This window comes from Micromonospora sp. DT63 (genome assembly GCF_049841615.1).
GTDB lineage: Bacteria > Actinomycetota > Actinomycetes > Mycobacteriales > Micromonosporaceae > Micromonospora.
On the sequence record NZ_JBNCKQ010000002.1, the window covers coordinates 355,427 to 368,634 of the forward strand.

11 protein-coding genes and 2 tRNA genes are annotated in these 13,208 nt (G+C 71.6%); 4 read left to right on the plus strand and 9 right to left on the minus strand.

Going from position 1 to position 13,208, the window contains the following annotated elements; all coding sequences use genetic code 11:
- Position 1: 1 nt before the first annotated feature.
- From ACLQ27_RS08380 to ACLQ27_RS08405, 6 genes are all read right to left on the minus strand, one after another.
- Positions 2–75: transfer RNA gene (locus tag ACLQ27_RS08380), tRNA-Met, on the minus strand.
- 123 nt (positions 76–198) lie between these two features.
- Positions 199–272, minus strand: a tRNA-Met gene (locus ACLQ27_RS08385).
- Positions 273–332: 60 nt separating this feature from the next.
- Positions 333–1,262 carry a hypothetical protein gene (locus ACLQ27_RS08390; protein ID WP_425866206.1) on the minus strand — a complete coding sequence of 310 codons (930 nt, stop codon included), beginning with the start codon at positions 1,260–1,262 and terminating at the stop codon, positions 333–335.
- Positions 1,252–1,761, minus strand: a complete 510-nt coding sequence (locus ACLQ27_RS08395) for an RNA polymerase sigma factor (RefSeq protein ID WP_357574664.1) — start codon at positions 1,759–1,761, stop codon at positions 1,252–1,254. The genes ACLQ27_RS08390 and ACLQ27_RS08395 overlap by 11 nt, the downstream gene beginning before the upstream one ends.
- Before the next feature lie 187 nt (positions 1,762–1,948).
- Entirely contained in the window at positions 1,949–4,936 is a 2,988-nt protein-coding gene (locus ACLQ27_RS08400; protein WP_357574663.1) for a UPF0182 family protein, read from the minus strand.
- Between the two features lie 96 nt (positions 4,937–5,032).
- On the minus strand, positions 5,033–6,046 hold the full coding sequence (locus tag ACLQ27_RS08405) for a YlbL family protein (RefSeq protein ID WP_357495804.1): 1,014 nt from the start codon (positions 6,044–6,046) through the stop codon (positions 5,033–5,035).
- A 115-nt stretch (positions 6,047–6,161) separates the two neighbouring features.
- Between ACLQ27_RS08405 and ACLQ27_RS08410 the strand changes: the two genes are divergently transcribed.
- Entirely contained in the window at positions 6,162–7,481 is a 1,320-nt protein-coding gene (locus ACLQ27_RS08410) for a zinc-dependent metalloprotease (RefSeq protein ID WP_357574661.1), read from the plus strand.
- 110 nt (positions 7,482–7,591) lie between these two features.
- Here the strand turns inward: ACLQ27_RS08410 and ACLQ27_RS08415 are convergent, their stop codons facing one another.
- Together ACLQ27_RS08415 and ACLQ27_RS08420 are read right to left on the minus strand one after the other, a co-directional pair.
- Complete coding sequence (locus ACLQ27_RS08415; protein WP_425866210.1) at positions 7,592–8,200, minus strand: hypothetical protein; 609 nt, start codon at positions 8,198–8,200, stop codon at positions 7,592–7,594.
- A gap of 342 nt (positions 8,201–8,542) precedes the next feature.
- A complete protein-coding gene (locus ACLQ27_RS08420; protein WP_234587656.1) occupies positions 8,543–9,073 on the minus strand; it encodes a M48 metallopeptidase family protein in 531 nt (176 codons plus the stop codon).
- A gap of 526 nt (positions 9,074–9,599) precedes the next feature.
- Between ACLQ27_RS08420 and ACLQ27_RS08425 the strand changes: the two genes are divergently transcribed.
- From ACLQ27_RS08425 to ACLQ27_RS08435, 3 genes are all read left to right on the plus strand, one after another.
- The gene (locus ACLQ27_RS08425; protein WP_007464795.1) at positions 9,600–9,767 is read left to right on the plus strand and encodes a DUF5679 domain-containing protein; all 168 of its coding nucleotides are present in this window, start codon (positions 9,600–9,602) and stop codon (positions 9,765–9,767) included.
- 224 nt (positions 9,768–9,991) lie between these two features.
- Complete coding sequence (locus ACLQ27_RS08430) at positions 9,992–11,104, plus strand: hypothetical protein (RefSeq protein ID WP_425866212.1); 1,113 nt, start codon at positions 9,992–9,994, stop codon at positions 11,102–11,104.
- Positions 11,101–12,447 (plus strand): ABC1 kinase family protein, encoded by a 1,347-nt coding sequence (locus ACLQ27_RS08435; RefSeq protein WP_234587657.1) that lies wholly within the window; start codon positions 11,101–11,103, stop codon positions 12,445–12,447. Before ACLQ27_RS08430 ends, ACLQ27_RS08435 begins: the two co-directional genes overlap by 4 nt.
- Before the next feature lie 293 nt (positions 12,448–12,740).
- Here ACLQ27_RS08435 and ACLQ27_RS08440 read toward each other — a convergent pair whose 3' ends face one another.
- Positions 12,741–13,106 (minus strand): WhiB family transcriptional regulator, encoded by a 366-nt coding sequence (locus ACLQ27_RS08440; protein ID WP_007464802.1) that lies wholly within the window; start codon positions 13,104–13,106, stop codon positions 12,741–12,743.
- Between the last annotated feature and the right edge of the window lie 102 nt (positions 13,107–13,208).

Genomic DNA, 13,208 nt, shown 5'->3' on the forward strand with positions numbered 1-13,208 from the left:
GTAGCGGGGACAGGATTTGAACCTGCGACCTCTGGGTTATGAGCCCAGCGAGCTACCGAGCTGCTCCACCCCGCGTCGACTGGTTAACCCTAACCCATCCGCCCCGACGATGATCAGCGGGGGCCTCGGCGGCCCGGACACGGGCTCCGGACATGGCGAAAGCCCGCCCCCGGATCTCCGGAGACGGGCTTTCAGTCGTAGCGGGGACAGGATTTGAACCTGCGACCTCTGGGTTATGAGCCCAGCGAGCTACCGAGCTGCTCCACCCCGCGTCGGCTCGTTAACCGTAGCGCACCGACCCGGGGCACCGCAAAACGACTCCGATACCGCCGTCAGCCCAGCCATTTCTCGATCGCCGCCACCGCCCGCCGGCTGTCCGCGTCGACCTGCGCGCGCTCGGCGGCGGTGTACTCCCAACCCTGCTCCCAGAGCACCGTCACCACGTCGTCGACCCGGACCGCACGGACCAGTCGCACCTCGTACGCGCCCGGGTCGCCCATGCCCTGCGGGTACGGGGCTCGCAGCTCGAACAGCACCGACTCGTCGCCGTACGCCCCCGGGTCCAGCAGTCGCTGCCGCCAGATCCTGGTGTCGTCGGGCATCGTCTGCTGCGGGCAGGCGCGGACGGCCTGCCGCAGCTCGCGCAGCGCGTCGTCGGCGCGACCGGGACGGTAGATCGCGATGCTGTGCCGGTAACTGCCGTCCGGCACGTTCCCCTGCGGGGTGTCCGGTCGCTTGTAGGCGATCGACCGGGCGCGGCGCTGCACCACTGCCGATTCGCTCCGATAGCGGGTCCCGCACAGCGGCGGCAGGACCGGGCCCGGCGCGGTCGACTCCTGGCCGGTCCGGTTGGCGGCCGCCAGGACGAAGAAGGCGCGGTCCGGGATCGAGGTCGGTGGGTGGGCGGTCGCCCCGCCGGTGGGCTCGGCCGACCGCGTACCGCTCGGGGTCGCGCGCGACGGCGTCGGGGACGAGGGCGAGGCGGACGGGGACGGTGAGGGCGCACGAGCCGACCCCGTCGGCAGTGGGGAGACCGGCGTGGCGGCCGGTGGTGGCAGCGGCGCGGGCCCGTCGGCGGAGAACGCCAGCCGCCCCCCGACGGCCACCCCGCCGAGCAGCACCGCCACCGCCAGCGCACTTGCGGCCACCCGGACCCGCGCCCGCCGGTCGGCGTGCCGCCGGACCAGCTCGGGGTGGGCCACCTCCACCCCGTCGGCCACGACGGTGAGCGACCGGTACAGGTCGGAGAGTTCAGCTGACATCGTTCGCCTCCAGCTCCTCGATGTGGACGTCGGGCAGCAGCACGGCCAGCCGGGACCGGCCGCGGGCCAACCAGGACTTGACGGTGCCGAGGGGTACGCCGGCCTCCCGGGCGATCTCCTCGACCGGCAGGTCGAAGAGGTAGTGCAGGGCCAGCGCCTGTCGCTGCGCCGCCGGCAGTTGGCGAAGCGCGTGCACGAGCAGCACCCCGTCTTCGCTCGGTGGGGGCGCGGTCGGTGGCGGCCCGCTGCGGCTCACCATCGCCCGCGAGCGGTGCAGGCGCCGCCAGCGGTCGTTCGCCAGCCGGGACACCACCAACCGCAGCCACGCCTCGGGCGCCGGATGCTCCGACAGTCGCCCCCACTGCCGCCAGGCCCGCGCGAACGCCTCCTGAACGAGGTCCTGCGCCTCGGTGTGGTCACCGGTCACCGCGTAGCCGTAGCGCATCATCCGCCGGGCGGTGCTGCGGTAGAACTCGTCGAAGCTCTCTGCGTCCCTCACGCCTGCCCCCTTGTCCGCGCCCCGTTGCATCACTGACGGCGGGAGGCGGTCGCGGGTTGCGGTTCAGCCGGACAAAGCATGTCGGAGAGGCGACAGGCCGGCATAACGTACGGACGCGACGGAGCCCCCGACGCCAGGACCGGTCAGGTCCGACGACGAGGGCTCCGTGGTGCTCCTCGGGCGCTGGTCAGCCGCCCGTGCCGGCGCTCGGGGTGGCGCTCGGCGCCGACGGCGCACCGCCGCTCGGGTTGTTCGCCTGCTGCGCCTGCTGGAACGCGGTGAGCGCCTCGTCCAGCGCCTTGAGCGCGCGCCCGTACCGCTCGAAGTCGCCGGACGCCTGCGCGGCGCGGACCTCGGTAATGGCGGCCTGCACCCGGTCCGCGGCGGTGGCCAGCTCGCCGGTCGGCGGCGGGTTGGTGCCACCCGGCGTCGGGGTCGCGGTCGGCGACGGGCTGGTCGGGTTGCCGCCCGTGGTCGGCGGCGGCGACGTGCCCTGCCCGGCGCGCTTGCCCTGCTCCACCAACTGCTTGATGCCGTCGTTGATGTTGTCGGCGAGCGCCACGAACGAGCCGCCGTCACCGTAGGAGAGCAGCACCTTCTGCAGCAGCGGGTACGCGTCCTGCTGGTTGCTCTTCACGTAGACCGGCTCGACGTAGAGCATGCCGTCGGCGAACGGCAGCGAGAGCAGGTTGCCGTACTGCACCTGCGCCTGGTTGCTGGAGAGCAGGTTGAGCTGCTGGCGGATGTTCGCGTTGTTGGTCATCTGCTGGTGCACCTGCACCGGACCGGAGATCCGGGTCTGGTCCGGCAGCTCCAGCACCTCCAGCCGCGGCTTCCCGTCGACGTACGACCCGGAGATCAGCGCGGCCAGGTTCTGCCGGCCGTTCGGGGTGACCGCCGAAGTCAACTGGAATCGTGGGCCCTCCTGGCCCGGGAACTGGGTGAACAGGTAGTACGGCGGCTGCTTCTGGCCGCTGTCCGGCGCGTCCGGCACATTCGGCACCTGCCAGAAGTCCTGCGCCGAGTAGAAGTCACCCGGGTTGGTCACGTGGAACTTGGTGAGCAGGTTGCGCTGCACCTTGAACATGTCGGCCGGGTAGCGCAGGTGCTCGGTCAGCTCGACCGGGATGTCCGCCTTCGGCTTGATCAGGTCCCCGCCGAACGCCTTGTTCCATGCCTTGAGCACCGGGTCGGTGTCGTCGTACTCGTAGAGCGTCACGGTGCCGTCGTACGCGTCGACGGTGGCCTTCACCGAGTTGCGCATGTAGTTGACGTTCTCCCGGGCCAGCTGGAAGGTGCCCCGGTTGGTCAGCTCGTCGGTCGTCTCGACCTGGAGGTTGACCCGCTCGGCGTACGGGTAGGTCGCCGCCGTCGTGTAGCCGTCGACGATCCACTGCACCCGGCCGTCGACCACCGCCGGGTACGGGTCGCCGTCCAGGGTGAGGAACGGCGCGACCTTCTCCACCCGGTCCCGCGGGTTACGCACGTACAGCAGCTTGGAGTCCTTGTTGACTGCCTCGGAGAGCAGGAAGTTCGACTCCTGCTCCTTGATGGCGTACAGCAGTCGCCGGGTGAAGGAGCCGATCTTGACGCCGCCCTCGCCGGTGTAGGTGTAGGACTCGCCGCCACCCTCGCCGACCGGCCTGTCGAACTCGGCCTTCTTGTTCGGGTCGGACTGGCCGACGATCGCGTAGTCGTCGGGCGCCATCCGCTCGCCGTAGTAGATGCGGGGCTGCTTGGCCGGGATCTGCTCGGTCTGCGAGGAGCACGCCTCCTGGGTCCGCTCGCCGAGGAAACCCGAGACGAAGAACGGCTGCCCGCCGCACACCACCTGGTTCGCCGGGGCGGCCACCAGGCCGTACCCGTGGGTGTAGACGGTGTGCCGGTTGATCCAGGTGTTCTGCTGGTCGGTCAGCTCGCCGTAGTTGATCTCCCGGACGCCGACGACGTAGTCGGAGGTCTTGCCGTTCACCCCGTACCTGTCGATGTCCAGCTTGGGGCCGAAGTCGTAGAAGCCGCGCACCTGCTGGAGCTGGGTGTACGTCTCGCTGACCAGCTGCGGGTCGAGCAGCCGCACGTTCGACACGACTGACGTGTCGGTGGCCAGGTTCGCCGGTGGGGTGAGGTTGCTCGCCGCGTACGGGGTGGTCTCGGTGGCGCCCAACCCGAACGCCGCACGCGTCGCGTCGATGCTGCGCTGGATGTACGGCGCCTCCTTGTCCTTGGCGCTCGGCTTCACCTCGAAGGTCTGCACCGCCCAGGGGTAGATGCCGCCGATCGCCACGGCGGAGACGCCGAGCAGAGCGAGCGAGATGCCCGGCCACACCAGGTTCCGCATCCAGGCGTTGGAGAACACGATGATCGCGATCGCCACGACGATCGAGATGTACGCCAGGATCTCCTTCGCCGGCAGCAGCGCGTTGACGTCGGCGTAGCCGGCGCCGTACAGCTTGGCGCCCTCGTTGTACTCCAGCAGCATCGCCCGGCGGTCCAGCACGTACGCCAGGGCCTTGAGCAGCACGAACACCGCGACGAGGGTGCTCAGGTGAGCGCGGGCCGCGTTGCTCATCCGGTCGCCGATGCCCTGGAGGCGGACCCCGCCGAAGAGGTAGTGCACCGCCAGCGCGCCGATCAGGGCCAGCACCACGGCGGTGAAGCCGACACCGAGCAGGTAGCGCCAGAACGGCAGCTGGAAGACGTAGAAGCCGATGTCGACTCCGAACTCCGGGTCCTTGACCCCGAAGTCACCGCCGTTGCGGAAGAGCAGCCACTGGTTCCACCGGCTCTGCGCGGACAGGCCGGCGAAGAGCCCGACCACGGCGGCGGTGAGCGCGATCCAGGTGCCGAGGCGCGGGCTGAGCGCCATCCGGTAACGCTCCAGGGTGGCCTGCTCCACCGAGTGCGGCCGCAGCCGCGGACGCAGCCGGTGCGCCAGCCACAGGTTGCCGCCGACGATCACCGCCATGGCGAGCCCGATGACGAGGAACAGCGTCAGCCGGGTGAGCAGCACACCGGTGAAGACCTCGGTGTAGCGGACCTCGTCGAACCAGAGCCAGTCCGTCCAGGCCTGGACACCCCAGCCGAGCAGGGTGAAGAGCACGAACACCCCGACCAGGACAGCGATGGTGACGCGGCCGCGCCGGCTCATCCTCGGCAGGGGGCTGCTGCTACGCATTACCACTGTTGGCTCCGCACGCTCGATGTGATCGGCTCCGATCAGGCACCCAGAGTACGGGGTGTTCCTGAGCGTGTCGGGGCACGGTCACACCGGTCAGCAGCGGGTCGGCTGACCACCGGCGCGCAACGTCTCCAGAGCGGTAAGCGCCTCGTCCAGCGAGCCCACCTTCAGCAACGGCAGGTCGGGCTGCGGGTTGCGGACCGCCTCGGCGCAGTTGTCCGCCGGCACCAGGAAGACCTTGGCCCCCGCCTGCTTCGCGCCGACCAGCTTCTGGGCGATCCCGCCGATCGGGCCGACAGTGCCCTCGTCGTCGATGGTGCCGGTGCCCGCGATGACCTTTCCGCCGGTGAGGTCGGCCGGGGTCAGCTTGTCCACGATGCCCAGGGCGAACATCAGGCCGGCGCTCGGGCCGCCGATGTCCCCCAGGTCGATGCCGAGCGTGAACGGGTGCGGCTGCTGCTGGTCGATCTCGACGCCGATCCGCGGCCGACCGTCCTGCTCACGGCTCGTCACCGTCGCGGTGGCCGCCGCGCCGTCGCGCGTGTAACCGATGCTCAGGGCCGTACCGGCCGGCTTGGCGCGGATCAGCTCGGTGACCTTGGCGGCCACCGGCACCGGCTTACCGTCGACCGAGGTGACCACGTCGCCGACCTTGAGCACCCCGGCGGACGGGCCGTCCGCGGCGACCGTCTTGATCACCACCTGCACGGGGAAGCCCAGCTCGCGCAGCGCGGCGGTCTCGGCGCTGGTCTGCGACACCTTGAAGTCCTCGGCGTTGCGCTGCTCGACCTGCTCCGTCGACTCCCCCGGCGGGTAGACCAGCTCGCGCGGCACCACGGCCTCGTCGTCGGAGAACCAGCCGGCGATCGCCGAGCGGAGCCGCACCGTCGGCTGCACGCCCACCGTCGTCAGCCGGAGCTGGCCGGCGGAGGTGGAGGTCTCCCGGCCGGTGACCTGGATGACCTCCTTACCGTCGGCCGTGCCGAGGGTGTTGACCGTCGGGCCCGGGCCGAGCACCACGTACGGGATCGGCACCCGGAGCACCCCGATGCTGAGCAGGGCGGTGAACAGGGCACCGAGCAGGACCGTCAGGCCGCGACGTCTCATGCGCCAGAGCGTACCGATTGCGCCGGGCCCACCCGACGGATGCGCCGCGCGACTTCGCCCTCAGCGCAACGCCAGCGGCGGCTACCTGGGGCGCGGCCCGCGTACCGTAGACGTCGTGCCTGATATTCCGTTCGGTTTCGCGCTCCCGGGTGGGCAACCACCAGACCCCAACGATCCCGCGCAGATGCAGCAGTTCATGTCGCAGTTGCAGCACCTGCTCTCCGCGCCGGGCAGCGGGCCGGTCAACTGGGACCTGGCCCGGCAGGTGGCGGCCAGCCAGCTCGCCGCCGCTGGCGACCCGGCGGTGTCGCCGTACGAGCGCAACGCGGTGGAGGAGGCGTTGCGCCTGGCCGACCTGTGGTTGGAGCCGGCCTCGTCCTGGCCGTCGGGCATCCAGTCCCCGGTCGCCTGGAACCGCAATGAGTGGATCTTCAAGACGCTCGACGTGTGGCGCAAGCTCTGCGACCCGGTGGCCAGCCGCATGGTCGGCGCGATGGGCGACCTGGTGCCGCCGGAGGCGCGCGCCCAGCTCGGCCCGATGCAGTCGATGGTGGCCACCCTCGGTGGCGCGCTCTTCGGCGGTCAGCTGGGGCAGGCCCTCGGCTCGCTCGCCGCGGAGGTGCTCTCCGCCGGTGACATCGGGCTGCCGCTCGGCCCGGCCGGCACGGCCGCGCTGATCCCGGCCAACATCCGCGCGTACGGCGAGGGCCTGGAGCTGCCCGAGGACGAGGTCCGTCTCTACGTGGCGCTGCGCGAGGCCGCCCACCAGCGGCTGTTCCAGCACGTCCCGTGGTTGCGCGGGCACGTTCTCAGCGCCGTGGAGATGTACGCCTCGGGCATCCGGGTCAACCGCGAGGCGATCGAGGAGGCGATGGGCCGCGTCGACCCGACCGACCCGGAGTCGATGCAGGCGATCGCCCTGGAAGGCATCTTCACCCCGGAGGACAGCCCGGCGCAGAAGGCCTCTCTGGCCCGGTTGGAGACCGCGTTGGCCCTGGTCGAGGGCTGGGTGTGCCACGTGGTGGACAGCGCGGCCAGTGACCGTCTGCCCAACGTCGTCCGGTTGGGCGAGGCGTTCCGTCGCCGCCGGGCCGCCGGCGGCCCCGCCGAGCAGACCTTCGCCGCGCTCGTCGGCCTGGAGCTGCGCCCCCGCCGGCTGCGCGAGGCGGCTGCCCTGTGGGCGGCGCTCACCCAGCACCGCGGCATCGAAGGCCGGGACGCCGTCTGGGGTCACCCGGACCTGCTCCCGTCGGACGACGACTTCGCCGACCCGGTGGCCTTCGCGATGAACGACATGGACCTGAGCGAGCTGGACAGCTTCGACTTCACCGCGCCCGGTGGCGCAAAGGAGAAGGCGCCGGGCCAGCCCGACGACACCGAGGGCGACACCAACACCGACGGCGACAGCAGCACCGACGGCGACAGCAAGGCCTGACGCGCGAGCCCGGGTGCCCACGCCACGCGGTGGCGGGCACCCGGCCCATGTCCGCGCCAGGTTGCCCGGTCCGCAAGGCGGCTGATCGGGCGGGGTGCCCGGTTGCCTGGTCAGGCCGGACGGCCCGAGCCGGACAGCAACGCGCGGGTGGCCTCCCAGCCCTCGAAGGCCGGGTCCAGGCTGGCGAGGTCGGCCGGACCGCGCTGCCGCCGCCAACCGGCCGTGACTGCGACCTCCCCGGGCGCGGAAGCACCGGCCCGGGCGTCCGCCGGCATCGACGTGTCCAGGTCCAGCGGAGGCAACCACACCGGCACGGGCAGTCGTACGGCCACTCCGAGCAGACCGGGGCCGCCGCCCTCCACCGGCGCCACGGCGACCGACCGGGTGGTGAGCGGGCGCAGCAGCTTGCCGACGGTCAGCGCGGGCAGGTCGGGCACGTCAGCGGAGAGCACGGCAGCCTGGTCGTAGCCGTCCAACGCGGCGAACACGGCGTTCGGCGTCGGCTCGGCCACCTCGTGGACAGCGGTGCCGGGCCAGACCAGCGCGTCCGCCAGCGGACGGTCGGCCGGGGTCACCGCGACGGCGACGTCCACCTCGTTGAGGGTGGCGACCAGGTCAATGACGTCCTCGGCGAGCGCCGCCCGCCACTCCGCCCGGTCGATGCCGGGGGGCGACCAGTGCACCCGCCCGAGCATCACCACCACCACCCGCCGCGCCATGACCCGACCCTAGCGCCCCGCCTCGGCCGACTCGATCCCGCCGCACGACCACCTGATCGGGTCCCCCCGGAAGTCGGGGTGTCCCGGTGGCCCGGATGCCCCGATTTCCCGAAACCCGAGTCGATCAACGTCGGCCAGCCCCCGCCCGGGCCGAATCTTGGACAGTTTCCGTTCGAAGCTGACGGAAACTGTCCAAGATTGCCAATCACGGCGCGCTGCAGCGCGCACGGCTGCGCCCGCACGGCCCGCCGCACAAACGGCCCGACGCACGCGCAGAGCGGCGCGCAGCCAGAGCGCGCGACCAGGGCGTACGCAGGCGGGGTGCTCGGGGGCGTCTGTCGATCAGGTGGGGACGGGGGCGCAGGAGGCGGCGGCGACGCCCTCGAGGTAGCCGCGGGCGCGCTCCGACTTGGGGTAGCGGCCGACCAGCGCCCAGAAGCGGGCGTTGTGGCTGGGCACGATGAGGTGCGTCAACTCGTGCAGCAGCACGTAGTCGATCACCCAGTCGGGCATGTCCTGGACGCGGTGCGAGATGCGGATGCTGCGGTCGGCGGGGGTGCAGGAGCCCCAGCGACCGTTCTGGTTGGTGACCCAGCGGACGCTGGCCGGCACCGCCTTCGCGCCGTACCCGCCGAGGTAGAGATCGATCAGCCGGTTGGCCCGGGCGACCAGCTCGTCGTCCGAGCGGGCGAGCCGGCCCTCACGGGCGGCGAGTCGCGCCAACATGCGGTCGACCCACTCGCTCTCCTCGGCCCGGGAGAACTGGTCCGGGATGAGGACGACCACCCGCTCACCGTCACGGTACGCAGACACCGTGCGTCGCCGACGCTGGCTGCGCCGCACCTCGACGACCGGCTTACGCGTCCCCGCCATCACTGGCCCGCGCAGCCTCGGCTACGTGTCACGAAGGAAAGCTAATGCGTACTGACCAGGGGTCCGCAAGAGTCAACCGCACGACACGCGCCCAAAAAATGGTGTTTGGTCGCCCAGCGTCCCGAAAATTTCTTGGGCCGGTCGTCGCCGGGACGCCGCCGGGACGTCTCGTCACCCACCGTGTACGTCGTCGGCGCGGCACCGCGCGGGCTCCCCTCCACCGTAGGTGATCACTGTGCTCCGCGCTGCCTCGGGGGCACTCGCACGGGTGGCTGTGAGGGTTTGGTCGGCGTGTCCCCGCCAAACTGACTTATCCGACCTAATTCGCCATGCACACTCTCGACGTCGACTTGCTCACAGGCCGATGTACAGCTGACATGGAACTGCCCAGACCTGGGTAGGGTCCGCGGACCAGCGGTCACGAAGGTGGCCGTGGAGTGAGACCCAGCGCCGGCGCCCCGTGTGGCCCGCCGCCGGGCACCCCGCCGGGACCGTATTGACCGGCGGACGAGACGAGGAGGGCACCGTGGCCGACCAGGCCCAGACCTACAACGGTTACTGCGTGAAGTGCAAGGAGAAGCGGGACTTCGAGGGACACGTGGAGGTCTCGAAGACCGGAATGAACATGGCCAAGGGCAAGTGTCCGGTTTGCGGCACAACAGTGAACCGGATTCTCGGCAAGGCGAAGGTCTGACCGTACGGATCGACGGGGGCGGGACGGCCGTGGTGGCCGTCCCGCCCCCGTTGCGGTTCTGAAGAAGGGCCACTGCGGACGCCGGCCAGGCTGTCGGGTGGCGGACAACACGCCCGGTGGCCTGTGGATAACCCGCCAGATCCTGTGGACAAGGCTGGATACCGCCCCGGCCGCCTGTGGACAACGATCGACCGAGCGCAGGGATGCGGTCACGATTCGTCACCATGAGTCGTACCCCGCTGCCCCGCCCCACGCTTCTTCCCGGCCTCAGCCGGCTCTGGCGGGATCGGCACACCCTCCAGATCGGTGTCGGTCCGGGGCCCGCCGTGCTGGTGGAGCTGGCCAACCCGCGTACCGCCGCCCTGCTCGACCTGCTCGACGGCACGCGCAGCGAACGGGACGTGCTGACCCAGGCGCTTGCGGCCCAGGTCGCGACCGACGACGCGCGTACGTTGCTGGACGCCCTGCGCGCGGCGGGCCTGTTGGTGCCGGCGCACAGCCTGCTCCCGCGCGACCTGGCCGGGCCGGTCCGGGCCCGACTCGCCGCCGAGGCCGCAGCGCTGGCCCTGGTCGCGGCCCGGCTGCCCGGCACCCCCGCACAGGTTCTGCGTCGCCGCCGGGCGGCCCGGGTGCTGCTCACCGGTGCCGGTGCGCTCGGCGGGCCGCTGGCGGTGGCGCTGGCCCAGGCCGGCGTCGGGCAGGTGATCCCGCACCTCACCGGCCCGGTGCGGCCGATCGACCTGGTCGGGACGGGCATCCCCGCCACCGAGCTGGGCCGGCCACTGACTCCGGCCATCCGGGCGGCGGTGGACCGTGTCGCGCCGGGCACCGGCACCCATCCGGTCCGGGCCGCCCGGGTGGATCTGGTGATCCAGCTCGGCACGGACCGTCCGCCCGCGCTGCTCGCCGCCGGTCTCGCCCAGCGCCGTCAACCGCACCTGCTGGTGACCCTGCGCGAGGGCATACCCGTCATCGGGCCGTTGGTCCGACCACCCGCCGGACCCTGTCTGCGCTGCGTCGAGCTGCATCGCGCCGACCGCGACCCGGCCTGGCCCGGGCTCGCCGCCCAGCTCGCCGCCGCTGAGCCGGTGGCCGCCGGCGCGACCGGCACCCTGCTCGCCGCCATCGGGTACGCGGTCGCGGAGGTCCTGGCGCACCTCGACGGCGGCCACCCCGAGACACTGGGTGGCGCCATGGAGATCACCGGGGCGGGCCGATTCCGCCGCCGGGGATGGCCGCCGCATCCGGCGTGCGGGTGTTCGTCGAGCCGGGTGTACGCACCAGCCCGGCCGCACAGCAGCAGCGGACCCCTCCGGTCGGTAACAATGGCGAAGTGACCGACATCCCGCGCCGGGCCGTGTCCCGGACCGCCAAGCTCGCCGCTCTGCCGCTCGGCTTCGCCGGCCGGACCGTCCTCGGCATGGGTAAGCGCGTCACCGGGCTCGCCTCCGACGTGATCTCCGCGGAGATCCAGCAGCGCACCGCCGAGCAGTTGTTCAGCGTGTTGGGCCAGCTCAAGGGCGGGGCGATGAAGTTCGGCCAGGCGTTGTCGGTCTTCGAGGCGGCCCTTCCGGAGGAGATCGCTGCGCCGTACCGGCAGGCCCTGACCAAACTTCAGGAGGCCGCGCCGCCGCTGCCGGCCGCGAGCGTGCACAAGGTGCTGGCCGAGCAGCTCGGCCCCGACTGGCGCGACAGGTTCGTCGAGTTCAACGACACCCCGGCTGCTGCGGCGAGCATCGGTCAGGTGCACCGGGCCCGGTGGCGTGAGCCGGGTTACGGCCCGTCCGGCGAGCCGAACAGCCGCGACGTGGCAGTCAAGATCCAGTATCCGGGTGCCGGCGACGCGCTGCTCGCCGACCTCAAGCAGCTCTCCCGGCTGGGCGGCATGTTCCGGGCGATCCAGCCCGGCCTCGACGTCAAGCCGCTGCTGGTCGAGCTGCGCGAGCGGATCACCGAGGAGTTGGACTACGAGCTCGAGGCCGAGTCGCAGCGCACCTTCGCCGCCGCGTACGCCGACGATCCGGAGATCTTCATCCCGGAGGTGGTCTCCGCCTCACCCCGGGTGCTGGTCACCGAGTGGGTGACGGGCACCCCGCTGGCGGACATCATCCGCGAGGGCACCGAGGAACAGCGGGACGAGGCCGGCCGCCTGATGGCCACATTGCACCTCTCCGCGCCCCAGCGGGCCGGTCTTCTGCACGCCGACCCGCACCCGGGAAACTTCCGGCTGCTGCCCGACGGACGACTCGGGGTAATCGACTTCGGTGCGGTGGCCCGGATGCCCGAGGGCACGCCGGAGCCGATCGGCCTCATCGCCGGGCGGGCCCTGCGCGGCGACGCGGACGGGGTGGTGGCGGGACTGCGGGACGAGGGTTTCATCGGCCCCACCGACGAGATCGACGCCGAGGGGGTCCTCGACTTCCTCCGTCCGATGCTGGAACCCATCGCGGCCGACGGGTTCCGCTTCACCCGGGCGTGGCTGCGGGCCGAGGCGGGCCGGCTGGCCAGCCCTCGCTCCCCCACGTACCAGCTGAGCAGGCAGCTCAACCTGCCCCCGTCGTACCTGCTCATCCACCGGGTGACGCTCGGCTCGATCGGGGTGCTCTGCCAGTTGGAGGCCAAGGCGCCGTACCGCAGCATCCTGGAACGCTGGCTGCCGGGCTTCGCGCCGGTCGCCTGAGGATGTGCGGAAGGGCGGGTGCCGGTCGGCACCCGCCCTTCTGTGTGGGGTGGTACTAGAGAACGCCCAGGTCGCGCGCCGACTGGTTGCGGCTGTTCATGGCGACGGTACGGGCGGATCGGGTTGCCTCAGTGCTCGTGGTGGTACGACCGGCCTGAGGCCGGCGCATTCGAGCCCTGGTCAACGCTTCGTGGAGTAGTTGCATCTCGAAGGCTCCACTCGGAACGTTCAACATCGTCTTCTCACTCACTGCCGGTGTGACACCGGCGTAGTTGGTACGGGTCGGGAACATGTCAGGCTGCCAGCCGGACCGCGCCACGCACCTCGGACAGCCCACTGGCCGCCAAGCGCGCCTCGGCCTCGACCCGGAGCTCGGCGTCACGAGCGACGTCCTCCTTGCGCGGACGGCCACGGGGCCGCTTGCGCGGAACGACCGCGCCACGCTCGAAGATCTCGCCGCCCCAGACGCCCCACGGCTCCGCTCGCTCCACCGCCCCGGCCAGGCACTCGACGCGCAGCGGGCAGTCCCCGCAGAGCGACTTGGCCAGCTCGAGCTCGGCAGGCGAGTCGGAGAACCACAGGTCGGGGTCGAACTTCCGGCAGGGCAGGTTCGCCTCCAGCTCGACGCTCACATCGAGGGGGGCCAACGCCAGACTCATCTCCCGGTCACCTCTCTCTCACTTCGATCTCGTGGATCGCATTCCGACGTACTTCGGCGGGGCAAAAAACTGAGGCCGCGGATCCCGGTAGCGGGTTCCGCG